Here is a 15,942-nt window from a genome sequence, read left to right as displayed (position 1 = left end):
GATGTGCCCCGTCATAGCGTCCGCCGCAGCGCCGCGACGATCGTTACCCGCGCGATGAGGGTGGCGAGCAGGACGAAGCCGACCGGCAGCAGCAACAGCAGCGCCCAGTCGCCCACGGTCAGCGTGATGCCGCTGAGCAATTGCGATCCCAACGCGGCGAAGCGCGTGGCGAGGAACAGCAGCATGGCGAGCGCGGCGACGCTGCCCGCCACCCCGCCGATCGCCGCATCCAGTGCGAGGCGGCGCTGGAACAGGCGCGCGACCTGCACGTCGGTTGCGCCGAGCATGTGCATCACCTCGATCGTCGCGCGATGCGTTTCCAGCCCTGCACGGGCCGCGAGGACGACGACCGCACCGGTCGCCGCCAGCATCAGCGCGACGAGGCCGAGCGCGAGCCAGGTCAGCGTGTCGAGGAAGCTGCCGACCGGCGACATCCAGCGCTGGTGACGGTCGATGCGGGCCGTCGCGCTTATATCGTGAACCGCCGCGACGATCCGGCCGGCGTCGGCGCCGTCGGCCAGGTCGACGTCGATCATCGCGGGTACGGGCAGGTCGGGATCGGCGTCGCTGCGCCCCAGCCACGGTTCGAGCAGGCGCATCAGCTCGGCGCGCGGCACCGGCGTCGCGCGGCGCACGTCGGGCAGCGCGCGCAGCACGGCGAGGATCCGCGCGGCGACGGCATCGCGCGCGATCGGGCTGCCATCGACCACCTGCACGGTGAGCCGTCCGGCAAGCTGGCGTTCGAGCGCCGTCGCCGACTGGCGCGTGCCGAGGCCGAGCGCGGCGGCGAGCAGGGTGAGGAACAGCATGATCGCCATCACCCCCGTCATCGCACGAAAGCCGCCGGCCTCGTCGAGCACGCGGCGGTCGGCGCGGTTGGTGCCGCCCGCGGTCATTCCAAACCCTTCGGCGTCGGCGGGTAGCGCAGCGAGCCGGTGGGATCGAGCAGCTGCCCCTTGTCGAGCCGCATCATCTGCGCGCCCGCGACGCGGCTGAGCAGGTGCAGGTCGTGCGTCGCGACGACGACGGTCGTGCCCAGTTTGTTGAGCGATTCGAACAGATGGATCAGGCGATCGGCCATGTCGGGATCGACGTTGCCGGTCGGTTCGTCCGCCACCAGCACTTCCGGGCGGCCGATCACCGCGCGGGCGATGGCGACGCGCTGCTGCTCGCCGCCCGACAGCGTCGCGGGCCGCGCGCCGGCACGGTCGGCCAGCCCGACCCAGGCGAGCATTTCGCGCACCGGCTGTTCGATATCGGCTTCCTCCACCCCGGCGACGCGCAGGGGCAGCGCGATATTGTCCCAGGCGGACAGGTGCGGCACGAGCCGGAAATCCTGGAAGACGACGCCGATGCGGCGGCGAAAGCCGGGCAGGCGCGCGCGCGGCATCGTCACCGCATCCTCGCCGAACAGACGGATGATGCCGCGGCTGGGCCGCTGTGCGAGGTAGAGAAGCTTCAGCAGCGAGGTCTTGCCCGCGCCGCTCGCCCCGGTGAGGAAGTAGAAGGCGCCGCTGGTCAGCGTGAAGCTGATATCGGACAGCGTTTCCTGCCCGGTGCCGTACCGCAGCCCAACATTTTCGAACTGCACGATATTTGCCATGCGCCTGGCCGCAACCGCTCCCTATAGGTGCCAAGGGCCGTCAGCGGCCGTGTTCGCGCAAGCCTTCGCATGGCGACGCCGCGGCTTCAAGCTTGCCACGCAGGCGGCGCACGTGCTTACAATCGCCGCCATCCCGCGGAGGTCTCTTCCCCGCACGGCCATCTGTCGTAAAGCGTCGCGCATGATCCTCGAATGTCCCGAATGCAGCACCCGCTATCTGGTGCCCGACAGCGCGATCGGGGTGGAGGGCCGCACCGTGCGCTGCGCCAATTGCCGGCACAGCTGGTTCCAGGAACCGCCGGTGCCCGAGGCAGAGGCGCTTGCCCCACCCCCACCCCCACCCCCTCCGCCTCCTCCGCCGCCGCCCGTCATGGCGGAACAGCCGCGCTTCGACCTGCCCGACGCGCCCGACGAGGAGGCGCCGCCGCCGTTCCTGGAGCCCGCGGTGCTGCCGGGCGCGCGCGTCGCCGCCCCCGAGCCCGTCGTCGCCGCACCCGATTATGACGCCTTCGCGCATCGCCCGCCGTTCCGGCCGCGCCGCAACACGTTGCGCCGCTGGACGGTGATCGCGGTGCTGGTCGGGCTGCTGCTGATCGCCGGGATCGGCGCGATCCTGTTCGTCGGCGCGCCGGGGCTGCTCGCGCGCGTCGGCCTGCCGGTGGGCACCGACGAATCGCCGCTGCGGCTGAAGGACAATCCGATCGAGCGGCGCGAGCTGGAAAACGGATCCGAACTGTTCGCGGTCAGCGGCCAGATCACCAACCCGTCGTCCGAGAAGCAGCGCGTGCCCGATATCCGTGCCGAACTGCGCGATGCGCAGGGCCGCATCGTCTACAGCTGGACGATCAATCCGCAGCAGCGGACGCTCAACCCGGGCGCGTCGATCGACTTCAATTCGGCGAAGCTGGACGTGCCGTCCAATTCGAAGCGGCTGGAGCTCAGCTTTGCCGGCGAAGCCGCCAACCCATGAACGCGAACCGGCCGCCGTGCAGCACCGCGGCGGCCACCATGCCGAGGCCCGACGCCCAGACCAGCGCCATCGGTCCCATGCCGTGATGCACCAGCCACCAGCCAAGGCCGCCTGACGCGATGAAATAGGCGAGGATGCTGTTGATCCCCGCCACCACCTGATCGCCGAGGCTGCGCAAGGCGTACATCAGCACGACCTGAATGCCGTCGAAGACGATGAACGGCGCCCAGACCGCCAGCATCGCGGTGCCGAGGACATGGACAGGCGCCGTCGCCGGGAACAGCGCGACGATGCCCGGCGTCGCGGCCCACAAGACCAGCACCAGCAGACCGAGCGCCGCGATCGCCAGCGCGACCGCGATCAGCGTGCGCGGGATGGCGGCGGCCGGCTGCCCCTCCCCCACCGCATTGCCCGCGCGCACCCCCGCCGCCGATCCCAGTCCGATCGCAATGGCGAAGGTGACGTTGTGGATCGAAAAGACGATCTGAAAGGCATGGGCCGCGACGTCGCCCAATTGCGTCGACAGCGCGATCAGGATCGAAAAGCCGGCAAGCTCCAGCCCCGAAGCGATCGCAGGAACGAGGCCGAAGGCGGCGAGCGCCACGACGCCGCGCGGTACGCTGGCCCAGGCGGCACGGTCGGTGCGCCGTACTTCGCGTGTCCGGGCGCGCGGCAGGGTGAGCGCGCTCGCCACCATGCCGGCGGCGCCGAGCAGCGAGGCGATGCTGGTCGCGAGCGCCGCCCCCACCGCCCCCAGCGCGGGCAGGCCGAGATGCCCTGCCGACAGCGCCCAGGCGAGCACGGCATTGACCGGCAATATCGACAGATTGACTGCGGCGACGCGGCCGGGACGGCTGACCCCTTCCAGGAAGAAAGCGGCAGCGACGTTCACCAGCTGAAACGGAAAGGCGATGGCAAAGGCGCGGACGACGCGGGCGCTCTCGTCGATCCGGTCCGCCGCGACACCGACGAGCGCGAGCAGGGGCTCGGCGGCGACCAGGAACAGCCCGCCGATCGCGACGCCGAGCAGCAGCCCCAGCACGAGGCCTTCGCGCAGCACGCCGCCGGTGCGCGGCAGGTCGCCCGCGCCGTCGGCGCGCGACGCCATCACCAGCACGCCCGACAACCAGGAAAGCCCCGCGACGATGCCGACGAAGCCCAGCGCGCGGCTGGCGCCCAGCGCCGCCACCTCTTCGGTCGCGACGAGGCCGACGACCATGACGTCGGTCACCTGCAGCAGCGTCCAGTTGAGGCTGGTCAGCACCACCGGCCAGGCCAGCGCCAACAGGCGCCGGGTTTCGCCATGGGTCGAAAGAGCTTGGCGGACCGTCATGGCCCCGCGCTACCGGAGCGGGGGAGCCGCGAAAACGAAAAAGGGGCGCTTGCGGAGCATGAAACGCTTTGCTAGGGGCCTGCGCCTGCCAGATGCCGGCTCCGCCCGGTATTCTCATCACGTGCGGCCGTGGCGGAATTGGTAGACGCGCAACGTTGAGGTCGTTGTGGGCGAAAGCCCGTGGAAGTTCGAGTCTTCTCGGCCGCACCACTTTTCGAAAATCGAGCAGAACGCCTGTCGGTCAGGCGGCGCCCAGCCGGCGCAGATAGGCACGGACCGCGGTCTGGCCCGTGTCGCTGAGCGAAACCTCCATCCGCCGCCGGTCGTGCGGATCGATGACGCGATCGACCAGCTTCAGCTTGTGCAGATGATCGATCCAGCGCTGCGACGTGGTGACCGGCGTATGCGCGGTGCCGACCAGCGCCTTGACGTTCAACGTCCGCCGTTCCTCATGCGCGACGAACAGCGCGAGCAGCATGTCCCACGCGGGCTCGTGGAACAGTTCGGCCGGAAAATGATCGAAACGCGCCATGCGCTGCGCCAGCAATTGCTTGGCGAGCTCGCGCGCGTCGGGCGCCGCCGCCGCCTCGTCGCGGTTCGGCCGGTCGTCGGTCTCGTCGCCGATATCGCCCTGCGCGAGCCGATCGGCACGCGCGCCAAATTCACTGGCGATGGCCGACAATTGTGCCGTCAGGTCCTTGACCAGCCCGGCAATGGATTCCCCCGCCATCCGGCGCCCCCCAAAGCGTTGGTTGTCGAACCGAAATCTATGCGACATCCATCGGGAAACACAAGAAATTCCCGGTCGTCTTCCGCATAACCGATGCGACCGAAATGCACCAATCGCCGCCGCATGGAAATTGTCGGCGCGCGCAAATTGCATGCATCCATTTTGGTGTTGGCGCGTTTATGTCTGTTGCTCGCCGTTTCGGCGGACATCTGAAGGACCCCGGTGCCGCCCCCGTCTTATGCCTGCCTGCGCGCCATCGGTACGGCCGTGCCCGCGAACGACATCCACGACGCCTTCATCGGCTGGGCCAAGGCCCAGGTCGAGCCGCGCCATGCCGCGCTGTTCGATCGCATGGCCGCGCGCGCCGGTATCACGCATCGCTGGTCGGTCCTGCCGGGCAGCGCGGGGCGCAGCCCCGTTGATGCGGGCGGATTCTATGCGGACGCGCTGCCCGGTACGGCGGCGCGGATGGCGATTTATGCCGAGGCTGCGCCGGCGCTGGCTCTCGCCGCGATCGACGATCTGGCGACACGCGTGGAGCTAGACGGCATCACCCATCTGGTCGTGGCGAGCTGCACCGGCTTCGTCGCGCCGGGGATCGACCAGATCATCGCCGCGCGGCTGGGTCTACCGACCGCGGAGCGGCTGCTGATCGGGTTCATGGGCTGCTATGCCGCGGTGGTCGCGTTGCGCACCGCGCGGCATATCGTCCGGTCCGACCCCACCGCCCGCGTGCTGGTGGTGACGGTGGAGCTGTCGACGCTCCACCTGCAGGCGACGCACGAGATCGAGCCCCTGCTCGCCATGCTGCAATTCGGCGACGGCGCCGCTGCGGCGCTGGTGACGAGCGCCGATGCCGACGCGCGCGGCCTGATGCTGGGCGCGCCCTTCGCCGCGACGCTGCCCGACAGCGAAGCGCTGATCCGCTGGACCATCACGGACACCGGCTTCGCGATGCACCTCGATGGGGCGGTGCCGGGACGCATCGCCACCGCGTTGCACGATCCCGCGCTGGTCGCGACGCTGACCGACGGCGCGCCGGCGCAGGACCTGTTCTGGGCAGTGCATGCCGGCGGACGATCGATCCTAGATGCGGTGCAGGGCGCGCTGGCGCTCGACGGCACCGCGCTGGCGGCGTCGCGCGCGGTGTTGAGCGACAATGGCAACATGTCGTCGGCGACGCTGATGTTCGTGCTGGCCAGACTGCTCGCCGCCCCGCCCGCGGTGGAACAGGGCGTCGCGCTCGCCTTCGGTCCCGGGCTTGCCGCCGAGGGATTGCGGCTGCGGTTCGTGGCATGACGCTCGCCACCCGCGCCCAGGCGGACGAACTGATGGACGCGGACGATCTGCCCGCGGATGTCTATGCCGCGGTGGTCGCCGACCTTGCCCGCGTCAACGTCGTCACGATGGCGGCGCGGCCGACGCTGCGCTTCCTGACGCGTGCCGCGCGCGGCGCCGATCGGCTGCGCATTCTGGACGTCGGCTTCGGCGATGGCGACATGCTGCGGCGGATCGCGCGCTGGGCGGCGAAGCGGCGGCTGCCGGTCGAACTGGTCGGTGTCGATCTCAACCCGCGCAGCGAGGCAGCGGCGCGTGCGCATACCCCGCCCGAACTGCCGATCCGCTGGATCACCGGCGATTATGCCGATCTGGCGGGCGCCGGATGGGACGTGATCCTGTCGAGCCTGGTCGCGCATCACATGACGCACGACCAGCTGATCGCCTTCCTGCGCTTCATGGAGGCCGAAGCCACGCGCGGGTGGCTGGTCAACGACCTGCACCGGCATTGGTTCGCGCATGCGGGCTTTCCGCTGCTCGCCTCGCTGGCGCGCTGGCATCCGATCGTACGGCACGACGGCACGCTGTCGATCGCGCGCTCCTATCGCCCGGCCGAATGGCAACCGCTGCTCGCCGAGGCGGGCATCACCGACGCGCGCGTGTTTCGCGCCTTTCCCTTCCGGCTATGCGTCGAACGGCTGCGCTGATCGTCGGCGGCGGGCCGGCCGGATCGGCCGCGGCGATCCGCCTGGCGCGCGGTGGCGTGACGCCGCTGCTGCTCGAGCGGCATGCGGCGGCCGACGCATTGTGCGGCGGCTTCGTCAGCTGGCGGACGCTCGATCGGCTGAAGGCGCTGGGGATCGAGGCCGATGCGCTCAATCGCGATCGATTGACCGAGGTGGTGCTGTTCGCGGGCAAGCGCGTGCGGACCGCACGCCTGCCCCGCCCCGCCGTCGGCGTGTCGCGGCGGCGGCTGGATACCTTGCTGCGCGAACAGGCGCAGGCGAGCGGTGCGGGGCTGGAAACCGGCGTCACCGTGCGCCGGGTGGAGGGCGATACCGTGTGGCTGGACGAAGGCTGCCCGCTGCGCGGCGACGCGCTGTTCCTCGCCACCGGCAAGCACGACCTGCGCGGCCTCGCCCGGCCGGCGGAGGCGCGCGGCACGGACCCGACCTTGGGCGTGCGCGTCCGGCTGGGCCCGGCCCCCGCGCTGGAGCAGGCGCTGCGCGGGCGGATCGAGCTGCATCTGTTCGACCGCGGCTATGCCGGCATCGCCTTGCAGGAGGATGGCAGCGCCAATCTGTGCATGGCGGTGCACCGGTCGCGCCTGCACGAAGCGGGCAGCCTGCCCGCGCTGCTGGACGCATTGGGCGCGGCGCATCCGCGGCTGGGCGAACGGCTGGCCTATCGCGCGTCGGATGCGCCGATCGATGCGATCGCCAACGTGCCTTATGGCTGGCGCGAGCGCGGTGGCGCGGCGGGACTGTTCCGGCTGGGCGACCAGGCGGGCGTCATCCCCAGCCTGGCCGGCGAAGGCATGGGCATCGCGCTGGCGAGTGGGATCAGCGCCGCGGACGCCTGCCTGCGCGACGGCCCCGCCGGATCGGCGGCGTGGCAGACGCGGTTCGCGCGGCAGCTGATCCGGCCGATGGCGGTCGCCGGGGCGATCCGGACTCTGGCGGAGCGGCGCTGGGCAGCACTGGGCGTGGCACTGGCGCCGCCCGGGCTCATCGGACTGATCGCCAGCGCGACGCGGGTGGCGGGCTGAACCGCCATCGGTCGCAGCGTCCGCGCAAATCGGCGCGGCGGGATGCGCGCGTGCTTGTGACCCGCCCCGGAAGCGCGTAATCGCGAGCGCCTACATGGCTCGTGCGCGCACCTCCCGCTCCGCTCCCGCCCCCCGCTCTCGTTGGCGCCGGCGGATCGTCGTTACCCTCCAGATTCTGATCGGTCTCGGCATCCTCGCCTTCGGCGCGCTGGTGATCGCGGTCTATGTCGCGCGGTCGCAGCTGCCGAGCTTCGACGAGCTGAAGAGCTCGCCCAACGGCCAGATGATCCGCGTCCATGCCGCCGACGGCAGCATCATCGCCTCGCTGGGGCCGAGCTATGGCGAATGGCTGCCCTATGCGCAGATCCCGAGGATCATGCGGCAGGCGACCGTCGCGGTCGAGGATCGCCGCTTCCGCGGGCATCCGGGCGTCGACCCGATCGGCATCGCGCGGTCGGTGCAGGTCCGCTTCGAACGCGGGCGCTGGGTGCAGGGTGGGTCGACGATCACGCAGCAGCTGGCGCGCAACGTCTTCCTGAACAACCAGAAGAAATTCGGGCGGAAATTCCGCGAATGGATCCTGGCGCTCGCGCTGGAACGCAAGTTCAGCAAGGACGAGATCCTCGAGCTGTACCTCAACAAGATGTATTATGGCGGCGGCACCTATGGCATCGACGCCGCCAGCCGGAAGTTCTTCGGCCATGGCGCCGGCCACCTAAGCATCGGCGAGGCCGCGGTGATCGCTGGGCTGGTGAAGGCGCCGTCCAACTACTCGCCGACCGCCGATGCCGAGGCGGCGCGCGGCCGCGCCGGGGTGGTGCTGCAGCAGATGGTCCGCGCGGGCGATATCACCGAAGCGCAGGCGCAGGCGGCGGACGTCGCCGACCTGAAGCTGACGCCCGAACGCCAGCAGAATAGCGCGCGCTACTTCACCGACTGGGCGCTGCCGCAGCTCGATACGCTGATCGACGAGACCAGCGCGCCGCTGGAGGTGTGGACGACGCTGGACCCCGCGATGCAGCGCGAGGCGGATTCGGCGATTCGCGCCAATGCGCCGAACGGCGTGCAGGGCGCGCTCGTCAGCCTGGATCGCGACGGCGGCGTGCGCGCGATGGTCGGCGGCAAGGATTACGTCACCTCGATCTACAACCGCGCGACGCAGGCGGTGCGCCAGCCGGGATCGGCGTTCAAGCTGTTCGTCTATCTCGCGGCGCTGGAGGCGGGTCACAAGCCCGAAGATACGATCGTCGACGAACCCGTGACGATCGACGGGTGGAGCCCGCGCAACGATTCGCGGCGCAATTCGGGGCCGGTCAGTTTGCGCACCGCCTTCGCCTATTCGCTCAACACCGTGGCGGCGAAGCTGGGGCAGGAAGTGGGCTTTTCCACCATCGCCGCGATGGCCCGCCGCTTCGGCATCACCACGCCGATCAACACGCATCCCGCGATGGTGCTGGGCACCAGCGACGTGCGGCTGATCGACATGACCAGCGCCTTCGCCAGCGTCGCCAACAAGGGCGTCGCGGTGACGCCGTACGGCATCACCCGCGTCACCGCGAACGGCCAGACGATCTACAGCCACGAGGTGGATCGCAGCCGTGTGCTCGTCGCGCCCTATGTCGCGGCCGAGATGATCGACCTGTTACAGACCGCGGTGAACACCGGCACCGGCCGCGCCGCACAGATCGGCCGGCCGGTCGCGGGCAAGACCGGCACCACCACTTCGCTGAAGGACGGGTGGTTTCTGGGCTTCTCGAGCGGGCTTACCACCGGCGTGTGGATGGGCCGCGACGACGCCAAGCCCGTCGCCGGGCTGCACGGCGGCACCGCGCCGGCCAAGGCGTGGGCGGCGTTCATGAAGCCTGCCACCGCCAACCGGCCGATCGAGCAGTTCGACACGCAGGTCACCCTGCCCGACTGGCAGCTGGAGCCGGATGAGGAGGCCTATTACGGCCAGCCCGACGATGGCTCTGCGGGCGCGCCGATGGTCGACCCGGATGGCAACCCGCTGCCCCAGGCGCCCCGCGAAAACGATCCGCAGGCGCAGGGCGAACCGGCGGACGGCGGCGCCCCCGACACGCCGCCGCAGCAGCAGCTTAACGACCTGATCGACCGCGTCACCGGCCGCGATGCGCCATCGCGCGATCCGGCGCCGCGCGATGGCACGCGGGACGGGCAGCGCGTGCCCCCCGCCACCGCTCCGTCGCGGCAGCCGCCGCCATCGCGGGACGGCTATCCCGCGCCGCGGGCGCCGCTACAGCGCCCGGTTCAGGACGATCGCCCGACCCAGTGAAGCCCCGCGCCGTGCGCGCGCAGCCAAGCGCGCGCCGGCGTCGGATCGCCCTCGTACAGCTGCGCGACGAGCGCGTGGAAGGCGGGGCCATGGTTCATGTGGACGCGGTGCGCGACCTCATGCGCCACCGTCGCGCGGCGCACCCAGCCCGGCGCCAGGATCAGCCGCCAGCTGTAGCGGATGACGCCGTCGACCGCACAGCTGCCCCAGCGTCCGCGCGCATCGCCGATCGCGACCTTCGACACGATCACGCCGCCTTTGGCGGCAAAATAGGCCGTGTCGTCGGCCAGTTGGTCGAGCGCGGTGCGCTTCAGCCACGTCTCGACGCGGCGCGGCAGCGTGTCGAGCGGGCCGGATAGCGACAGCGTGTCGCCCGCCACTTCGACCCGGCGGCGGCTACCCGGCTGCCAGTCGATCGTCAGCGGCTGGTCGGCGACGGTCAGCACCATGCCCGGCGCATAGGGCCGTGCCGACGGCAGCCGCGCCTGCTGTTCGGCGATCCAGTCCGCCTTTCCACGCGCCCAGGCGAGTGCGGGCTTCAACGCGGCGCGGCGCGGCAGCACCAGCCGCGCGCGACCGCTCGCCGGATCGATCGACAGACGCACGCGCCGCGCGGTGGGGTGGCGGACGACCTCGAACGGGTCGCTCACAGCTCGCGATCGACGATATGGTTTTCGAGGTCGCCGACGTCGTCCTCGCTGACCGTCCAGCCGCGCACCGAGATGCCGGCGGTGTGGACGGTCTCGCGATCGCCGCTGATCAGATAATGCCAGTCGCGCAACGGCTCGCCGGCGGCGCGCAGGCGATAGGCGCAGGTGGTGGGCAGCCAGTCGATTGTCCGAACGTTACCCGCGGTCAGCCGCACGCATTCGGGCACATAGGCGCGGCGGTGCTTATAGTCGGAGCAGAAGCCGGTGCGGCGGTTCAACAGGCGGCAGGCGACGTTGGTCGGGACGACCTCGCCCGTATCTTCGTCCTCCAGCTTGTGGATGCAGCATTTGCCGCAGCCGTCGCACAGAGCCTCCCATTGGCCGCGATCGAGCTGCTCGATCGGCAGCTCCCAAAATTTGCTCATGTCGCCCAGCGCTTGATCTCGTCGGCCACGGCTTGCGGCCCCTTGTCCGACGGCAGCAGCGCGAGCGGCTTGCCGTCCGGGCTCATCAGATAGGTGGCGCGGCTGTGATTCACCAGATAGCCGCCGCCGGGCTGCGCCTCGCCCTTGCCGGCGAACACGCCATAGGCCTGCGACACCGCGGCGATCTGCGCGGGCGTGCCGGTCAGCCCGACCATCTGCGGCGAAAAGGCTGAGACGAAGCTTTTCAGGACCTTGGGCGTGTCGCGTTCGGGATCGACGCTGACGAAGATCGGGACGATCCGCTTGGCGAGATCGGGATCGCTCTTGGCGAGGAGCGCCACGCCCTTGCCGATCGCCGCTGCATCGGTGGGGCAGACATCGGGGCAATAGGTGTAGCCGAAATACATGATCCGGTATTTGCCCGCGAAATCGCGGTCGGTGACGGTGCGGCCATCCTGATTCACCAACGTGAACGGCCCGCCGATCTTCGCGCCCTCAAGCGGCGGCGACGACGTGGCTGCGGGCTGGCAGGCGGCCACCGCCAAAGCGGCGGCGGGCACGGCGAGGCGGGCGAAACGCAGAATGTTCATGACCGTGGCAGCTGTGATCTGTTACCGGTGCGCCCGCAAGTCTTGTCCAAGGGACCTACGATGATCCGCCGCCCTTTCCTGCTCGCCCTCAGCCTCGCCGCCGCCGTGATTACCCCCGCCGCCGCGCAGCAACAGTCCGAAAGCTACAAGTTCCTGCAGGCGATCGAGAAGGAGGACGGCAAGACCGTCACCACGATGATCGAAACGCCGGGCAGCACGATCATCAACACCAAATCGCCCACCACCGGCCGCGGTGCGCTGCACGACCTGACGAGCCATTCGGGCAACCTCTATATGCAGTATCTGCTGCAGCATAAGGCCGATCCCAACATCCGCGATGCCAAGGGCAATACGCCGCTGGCGCTGGCGGTGATGGCCGGGCGCGACGACCTGGTCGACCTGCTGCTGATGTTCAAGGCGAACCCCAATCTCGCCAATTCGTCGGGCCAGACGCCGCTGATCCTGGCAGTGAACACCCGCAACGAAGGCATTGCGCGCACGCTGATCAACAAGGGCGGCGACCCCGACCAGACGGATAATCTCGCCGGCCTGTCGGCGCGCGACTATGCGGTTCGCGATTCGCGCAATCCGGCGATGGTGGCGCTGTTCAAGGATGCGCCGAAGAAGGTCCGCGCCCAGGTATCCGGTCCGCGGCTGTAGAGCGCTGCTCGTCACCCCGGCCTTGATCCGGGGTCCCGCTGCCGGCGACGGCATCAGAAGCGGGATCCCGGCTCAAGGCCGGGATGACGATTTGGGGTTAGAGGTTCAGCAGTCGCGCGACCTCGGTGAAGTCGTGGGCGATCGCCTGCACGCCCAGCGCCTTCAGCCGCGCGTCATGGCCGATGGCGCAATGCGTGCCGGCGCATAGGCCGATGACATGGCCACCCGACGCCACCGCGCCGGTGGCACCGACCGGGGAATCCTCGAGGATCGCGCAATCCTCGATCGGCACGCCGATCGCCGCGGCGCCGTGCCAATAGAGGTCGGGCGCGGGCTTGCCGCGGGTCACGTGCTCGCGACCGCTGTAGATATGGTCGCCGAACGCGTCGGTGAGGCCGATATGGTCGAGGTGGCGGCGGATCCAGCGCGTCGGGCTGGACGAGACGACCGCGCGCGGCAGGTCAGCGGGCAGCGAGCGAACGAAGGCGACGGCCCCGGCCACCGCATCGATCCCCTCCGCCATCGCCCGCGCATCCTCCGCGTTCCGCGCCGCGTCGAAGCTTTCGGGGATCGGGCCACCGATCCACGCCTCGATCGCCTTGCGGAAATCGGGGCCGGCGAGCCCCATGAAGTTCGCCATCGAATCTTCGGCCGTGGTCGGATAGCCCGCGTCGGTCAGCCATTCGGCAAGCTGGCGGTTGCCGGCGAACTCGCTTTCGATCAGCACGCCGTCGAAGTCGAACAACAGGCCACGCGGCGTCATGCGGCGGCACTCCCGCGGGCGCCGAACAAGGCGCTGCCGACGCGGACGTGCGTCGCCCCGATCGTCACCGCGGTCGGATAATCGGACGACATGCCCATGCTGAGGCCAGTCAGGCCGGCCTCGCGCGCCAGCTTGGCGAGCAAGGCGAAATAGGGCGCGGGCTCGACGTCGGCAGGCGGAATGCACATCAGCCCGACGATCGGCAGCCCGGCGGCGCGTGCCTGATCAAGCAAGGTGGGCAGATCGGCGATGGCGCAGCCACCCTTCTGATCTTCCGCGCCGATATTGACCTGTACGAAACAGTCGGGGCGGCGGCCGGTCTTCGCCATCGCCTTGCCCAAAGCCTCGACCAGCGACGGGCGGTCGACCGAATGGATCGCGTCGAACAGCGCGACCGCATCGTCGGCCTTGTTCGACTGGAGCTGGCCGATCAGGTGGAGCGACACGCCCGGATAGGCCTCGTGCAGCGCCGGCCATTTCTCCGCCGCTTCGGCGACGCGATTTTCGCCGAAGACGCGATGGCCTTCGTCGAGCAGCGGGCGGATCGTGTCGGCGTCATGCGTCTTGGACACGGCGATCAGCGTCACCGCCTCCGCCTTCCGGCCAGCGATGTGCGCGGCCTGGGCGATGGCGGTGGTGACGCTGTGGAGAGCGGAAGGCGCAGGCGGGGACAGGGTGTCGGCGGTCATGACGCTCGCTATAGCGGGGTGGTGGCCGATCTGAACCGCAATCTCTCGCCCCGGCGTCATGCGTGGCTGATGACCGACGAACGGATCGGCGCGGCGCTGCTGCCCGCGATCCGGGCGCTGCCGCCGGGTGCGGGCGTGGTGTTCCGCCATTACGGCCTGTCGCGAGGCGAGCGGCACCGGCTGTTCCTGACGGTGCGGCGGCTGGCGACGGCACGGCGGTTGCGGATCAGCGCTGCTGGGGACATGCCGGGCGCCGGGTCGCACGGCGGCCGGCGGCCCCTCACCCATGCGACGCATAATCGGCGCGAGGCGATTCGCGGCGTTCGTGCGGGGGCTGTGTGGCTGTTCGTGTCGCCGGTCTTTGCCACCCAGTCGCATCCGGGCGCGCGGGCGCTGGGTGTACGGCGGGCGGTGGGTATTGCGCGAGGGCTGGGCACGGGCCGTGTCGCGCTTGGCGGGATGACGGGCGCGCGCTGGTTGGCGATCCGCCGCTATGGCTTCGACGGCTGGGCGGCGATCGATGGGCTGATGCCCACGACGCGCTAGGCCCACCACTAGCCGTCATTGCGAGCGAAGCGCGGAAATCCAGGCGTCCTGGTCCGGCTCTGGATTGATTCGCTACGCTCGCAATGACGGGGGGAAGGCGTTCCGGGTTTCCACGAAGGGTAGCCGTTCGTGAAGCTGCGACGCGCTTTCGGTAGGAGATCCCAGCCTTCGCTGGGATGACGTGTAGTCAGGGCAGGTCACGCCCGCCCCGACACCAGCGATCAGAAGCGGAAGGCGGTGCCTACGTAGACCGACTGGCTGTCGCGCCGCGTATCGTCGAGGCGGGTCAGGCGGTCGCGATCCGAGCGGTAGCGCATGCCCGCGGTTAGATCGAGATTGCGGGTCAGCGAATAGGAGCTGCTGACGTCGACCGAATAGCTCGACGGTTCCTGCGTCAGCTTCGGCGTGGTGTCGAGCGGACGATCCGAGACCGCCATCACGCGGCTGCTGGCGCGGCCGGCGCGATAGGTGAGCGCGACATCGGTCGATTCGCGGCTGCCCGGCACGGGGCCGAGATCGATGTGGTTGATGCCACCCGAGACCGCGAAGCGCTTCCAGCCCACCGATGCGCCGAGGTTGTAGGCGATCGGCTGAATGCCGACGGTCGGTGCCGGGGCGGTGGTGCGGGCGGCATCGGCGAGTGCGACGCGGTTCGAGCGGACGCGGACCGCGACGGTCACGGCGCGCTTGTCCTGCCGGGCCTCTGCCGGGGTGAAGCGGAAGTCCATGCCGTCGAGGCCGCCGCGCGCGATCGCTGCGGCGAGTCGCGGGTCGGCCGCGGCCGGGGTGAAGGACCCGGTGAAACGCGGCGTGGCAGAGGTGATGCGACGGGCGGGCTGGGCGCGTTCGGCGGCGCCGAATGCGGGCGCGACGGCGACGCCGGCAGCGACCAGCGCTCCCGCCATCAACACAGTCATCGCACGCCCACCGGCACGCTTCGCAAACACAAGCAGTCCCCTCGACTCCCGCTGCAACGCGCCTAACACGATTCCGGCGCGCGCCAATATGGAAGTATTGCTGGCTCAGGCATCATTTTGTCCGACTGTTGCAATCGGCACACAGGTTTTGGCGACCGATCGTCCCAATCCGGTCGAATCACGGCTCGCTTGCGGGTGATCGTGCGCATCTATAGAGCGAGAGCGCTTCTTTTTCTGCAGGACAGTCACGCCCATGATCCGCTCGTTGCGCACCGCCCTCATGGTCGCCGCCATCGCCCTGCCGCTCGCCGCTTGTGGCGGCCGCGGCAACAAGACCGTCGCGAGCGCCGATCTCGCCGCGTCGAAGATCACGACGATCGGCGTCAACTCCTATCTGTGGCGGGCAAGCCTCGACACGCTGTCGTTCATGCCGCTGCTCCAGACCGATTCCAACGGCGGCGTCATCGTCACCGACTGGTACGTCAACCCGCAGGTGCCGACCGAGCGGATGAAGGTGACCGTGTCGATCCTGGACCAGGATCTGCGTGCCGATGCGCTCCGCGTCGCGGCGCTGCGCGAAGTGAACCGCGGCGGCCAGTGGGTGTCGGCGCCGGTGCAGGCCGCGACGACGCAGAAGCTGGAAGACATCATCCTCACCCGCGCCCGCGACCTGCGCCGGGCGTCTATCGCGGGCTGATGCCTGCCTGCGGTGCCGAGCCCCGAGCGG

18 protein-coding genes and 1 tRNA gene are annotated in these 15,942 nt (G+C 69.9%); 9 read left to right on the top strand and 10 right to left on the bottom strand.

Annotation, left to right across the window (positions count from 1 at the left end; all coding sequences use genetic code 11):
* Positions 1 to 11: 11 nt before the first annotated feature.
* Positions 12 to 896, bottom strand: a complete 885-nt coding sequence (locus ACGVWT_RS08425; protein WP_315460928.1) for an ABC transporter permease — start codon at positions 894 to 896, stop codon at positions 12 to 14.
* Complete coding sequence (gene ftsE / locus ACGVWT_RS08420) at positions 893 to 1,603, bottom strand: cell division ATP-binding protein FtsE (RefSeq protein ID WP_315460929.1); 711 nt, start codon at positions 1,601 to 1,603, stop codon at positions 893 to 895. Before ftsE ends, ACGVWT_RS08425 begins: the two co-directional genes overlap by 4 nt.
* A 181-nt stretch (positions 1,604 to 1,784) precedes the next feature.
* On the opposite strand from ftsE, the gene ACGVWT_RS08415 reads away from it, so the two are divergent.
* Entirely contained in the window at positions 1,785 to 2,573 is a 789-nt protein-coding gene (locus tag ACGVWT_RS08415; RefSeq protein WP_315460930.1) for an MJ0042-type zinc finger domain-containing protein, read from the top strand.
* Here ACGVWT_RS08415 and ACGVWT_RS08410 read toward each other — a convergent pair.
* Positions 2,542 to 3,906, bottom strand: a complete 1,365-nt coding sequence (locus ACGVWT_RS08410; RefSeq protein ID WP_315460931.1) for an MATE family efflux transporter — start codon at positions 3,904 to 3,906, stop codon at positions 2,542 to 2,544. The two genes, ACGVWT_RS08415 and ACGVWT_RS08410, sit on opposite strands and share 32 nt — an antisense overlap.
* A 123-nt stretch (positions 3,907 to 4,029) precedes the next feature.
* Here ACGVWT_RS08410 and ACGVWT_RS08405 point away from each other — a divergent pair.
* Positions 4,030 to 4,116: transfer RNA gene (locus ACGVWT_RS08405), tRNA-Leu, on the top strand.
* A gap of 31 nt (positions 4,117 to 4,147) precedes the next feature.
* On the opposite strand, the gene ACGVWT_RS08400 is transcribed toward ACGVWT_RS08405, so the two are convergent.
* A complete protein-coding gene (locus ACGVWT_RS08400; protein WP_116460192.1) occupies positions 4,148 to 4,636 on the bottom strand; it encodes a hypothetical protein in 489 nt (162 codons plus the stop codon).
* Positions 4,637 to 4,858: 222 nt separating this feature from the next.
* Between ACGVWT_RS08400 and ACGVWT_RS08395 the strand changes: the two genes are divergently transcribed.
* From ACGVWT_RS08395 to ACGVWT_RS08380, 4 genes are all read left to right on the top strand, one after another.
* Positions 4,859 to 5,935, top strand: coding sequence for a type III polyketide synthase (locus tag ACGVWT_RS08395; RefSeq protein ID WP_315460932.1), 1,077 nt, complete (start codon positions 4,859 to 4,861; stop codon positions 5,933 to 5,935).
* Positions 5,932 to 6,621, top strand: coding sequence for a methyltransferase domain-containing protein (locus ACGVWT_RS08390; protein WP_315460933.1), 690 nt, complete (start codon positions 5,932 to 5,934; stop codon positions 6,619 to 6,621). Before ACGVWT_RS08395 ends, ACGVWT_RS08390 begins: the two co-directional genes overlap by 4 nt.
* On the top strand, positions 6,600 to 7,682 hold the full coding sequence (locus ACGVWT_RS08385; RefSeq protein ID WP_315460934.1) for an NAD(P)/FAD-dependent oxidoreductase: 1,083 nt from the start codon (positions 6,600 to 6,602) through the stop codon (positions 7,680 to 7,682). Before ACGVWT_RS08390 ends, ACGVWT_RS08385 begins: the two co-directional genes overlap by 22 nt.
* Before the next feature lie 94 nt (positions 7,683 to 7,776).
* Positions 7,777 to 9,975, top strand: a complete 2,199-nt coding sequence (locus tag ACGVWT_RS08380; protein ID WP_315460935.1) for a transglycosylase domain-containing protein — start codon at positions 7,777 to 7,779, stop codon at positions 9,973 to 9,975.
* On the opposite strand, the gene ACGVWT_RS08375 is transcribed toward ACGVWT_RS08380, so the two are convergent.
* The 3 genes from ACGVWT_RS08375 to ACGVWT_RS08365 are packed head-to-tail and all read right to left on the bottom strand — an operon-like array spanning position 9,951 to position 11,640.
* On the bottom strand, positions 9,951 to 10,625 hold the full coding sequence (locus tag ACGVWT_RS08375; RefSeq protein ID WP_315460936.1) for a M48 family metallopeptidase: 675 nt from the start codon (positions 10,623 to 10,625) through the stop codon (positions 9,951 to 9,953). The two genes, ACGVWT_RS08380 and ACGVWT_RS08375, sit on opposite strands and share 25 nt — an antisense overlap.
* The gene (locus ACGVWT_RS08370) at positions 10,622 to 11,050 is read right to left on the bottom strand and encodes a YcgN family cysteine cluster protein (protein ID WP_315460937.1); all 429 of its coding nucleotides are present in this window, start codon (positions 11,048 to 11,050) and stop codon (positions 10,622 to 10,624) included. The genes ACGVWT_RS08375 and ACGVWT_RS08370 overlap by 4 nt, the downstream gene beginning before the upstream one ends.
* Positions 11,047 to 11,640, bottom strand: coding sequence for an SCO family protein (locus ACGVWT_RS08365; protein ID WP_315460938.1), 594 nt, complete (start codon positions 11,638 to 11,640; stop codon positions 11,047 to 11,049). The genes ACGVWT_RS08370 and ACGVWT_RS08365 overlap by 4 nt, the downstream gene beginning before the upstream one ends.
* 60 nt (positions 11,641 to 11,700) lie before the next feature.
* On the opposite strand from ACGVWT_RS08365, the gene ACGVWT_RS08360 reads away from it, so the two are divergent.
* On the top strand, positions 11,701 to 12,300 hold the full coding sequence (locus ACGVWT_RS08360; protein WP_315460939.1) for an ankyrin repeat domain-containing protein: 600 nt from the start codon (positions 11,701 to 11,703) through the stop codon (positions 12,298 to 12,300).
* Between the two features lie 97 nt (positions 12,301 to 12,397).
* Here ACGVWT_RS08360 and ACGVWT_RS08355 read toward each other — a convergent pair whose 3' ends face one another.
* Positions 12,398 to 13,063, bottom strand: a complete 666-nt coding sequence (locus ACGVWT_RS08355) for an HAD family phosphatase (RefSeq protein WP_315460940.1) — start codon at positions 13,061 to 13,063, stop codon at positions 12,398 to 12,400.
* Positions 13,060 to 13,752, bottom strand: a complete 693-nt coding sequence (locus ACGVWT_RS08350; RefSeq protein WP_315460941.1) for a YggS family pyridoxal phosphate-dependent enzyme — start codon at positions 13,750 to 13,752, stop codon at positions 13,060 to 13,062. Before ACGVWT_RS08350 ends, ACGVWT_RS08355 begins: the two co-directional genes overlap by 4 nt.
* Positions 13,753 to 13,773: 21 nt before the next feature.
* Here ACGVWT_RS08350 and ACGVWT_RS08345 point away from each other — a divergent pair, with 21 nt between their 5' ends.
* On the top strand, positions 13,774 to 14,298 hold the full coding sequence (locus ACGVWT_RS08345; protein WP_315460942.1) for a thiamine phosphate synthase: 525 nt from the start codon (positions 13,774 to 13,776) through the stop codon (positions 14,296 to 14,298).
* Positions 14,299 to 14,519: 221 nt separating this feature from the next.
* Here ACGVWT_RS08345 and ACGVWT_RS08340 read toward each other — a convergent pair whose 3' ends face one another.
* A complete protein-coding gene (locus ACGVWT_RS08340; RefSeq protein WP_286165002.1) occupies positions 14,520 to 15,215 on the bottom strand; it encodes a hypothetical protein in 696 nt (231 codons plus the stop codon).
* Between the two features lie 253 nt (positions 15,216 to 15,468).
* Here ACGVWT_RS08340 and ACGVWT_RS08335 point away from each other — a divergent pair, with 253 nt between their 5' ends.
* The gene (locus ACGVWT_RS08335) at positions 15,469 to 15,912 is read left to right on the top strand and encodes a DUF3576 domain-containing protein (RefSeq protein WP_017980501.1); all 444 of its coding nucleotides are present in this window, start codon (positions 15,469 to 15,471) and stop codon (positions 15,910 to 15,912) included.
* Positions 15,913 to 15,942: the final 30 nt, after the last annotated feature.

This window comes from Sphingomonas sp. S6 (genome assembly GCF_043498045.1).
GTDB lineage: Bacteria > Pseudomonadota > Alphaproteobacteria > Sphingomonadales > Sphingomonadaceae > Sphingomonas.
This window is presented reverse-complemented; position numbering and strand designations above follow the sequence as displayed.

Excerpts from the sequence above, each read along its gene's own strand:
- ACGVWT_RS08410 (WP_315460931.1), bottom strand. The coding sequence starts at position 3,906 with ATGACGGTCCGCCAAGCTCTTTCGACCCATGGCGAAACCCGGCGCCTG.
- ACGVWT_RS08425 (WP_315460928.1), bottom strand. The coding sequence starts at position 896 with ATGACCGCGGGCGGCACCAACCGCGCCGACCGCCGCGTGCTCGACGAG.
- ACGVWT_RS08380 (WP_315460935.1), top strand. The coding sequence starts at position 7,777 with ATGGCTCGTGCGCGCACCTCCCGCTCCGCTCCCGCCCCCCGCTCTCGT.
- ACGVWT_RS08350 (WP_315460941.1), bottom strand. The coding sequence starts at position 13,752 with ATGACCGCCGACACCCTGTCCCCGCCTGCGCCTTCCGCTCTCCACAGC.
- ACGVWT_RS08360 (WP_315460939.1), top strand. The coding sequence starts at position 11,701 with ATGATCCGCCGCCCTTTCCTGCTCGCCCTCAGCCTCGCCGCCGCCGTG.
- ACGVWT_RS08390 (WP_315460933.1), top strand. The coding sequence starts at position 5,932 with ATGACGCTCGCCACCCGCGCCCAGGCGGACGAACTGATGGACGCGGAC.
- ACGVWT_RS08335 (WP_017980501.1), top strand. The coding sequence starts at position 15,469 with ATGATCCGCTCGTTGCGCACCGCCCTCATGGTCGCCGCCATCGCCCTG.
- ACGVWT_RS08355 (WP_315460940.1), bottom strand. The coding sequence starts at position 13,063 with ATGACGCCGCGTGGCCTGTTGTTCGACTTCGACGGCGTGCTGATCGAA.
- ACGVWT_RS08400 (WP_116460192.1), bottom strand. The coding sequence starts at position 4,636 with ATGGCGGGGGAATCCATTGCCGGGCTGGTCAAGGACCTGACGGCACAA.
- ACGVWT_RS08370 (WP_315460937.1), bottom strand. The coding sequence starts at position 11,050 with ATGAGCAAATTTTGGGAGCTGCCGATCGAGCAGCTCGATCGCGGCCAA.
- ACGVWT_RS08340 (WP_286165002.1), bottom strand. The coding sequence starts at position 15,215 with ATGACTGTGTTGATGGCGGGAGCGCTGGTCGCTGCCGGCGTCGCCGTC.
- ftsE (WP_315460929.1), bottom strand. The coding sequence starts at position 1,603 with ATGGCAAATATCGTGCAGTTCGAAAATGTTGGGCTGCGGTACGGCACC.
- ACGVWT_RS08415 (WP_315460930.1), top strand. The coding sequence starts at position 1,785 with ATGATCCTCGAATGTCCCGAATGCAGCACCCGCTATCTGGTGCCCGAC.
- ACGVWT_RS08365 (WP_315460938.1), bottom strand. The coding sequence starts at position 11,640 with ATGAACATTCTGCGTTTCGCCCGCCTCGCCGTGCCCGCCGCCGCTTTG.
- ACGVWT_RS08385 (WP_315460934.1), top strand. The coding sequence starts at position 6,600 with ATGCGTCGAACGGCTGCGCTGATCGTCGGCGGCGGGCCGGCCGGATCG.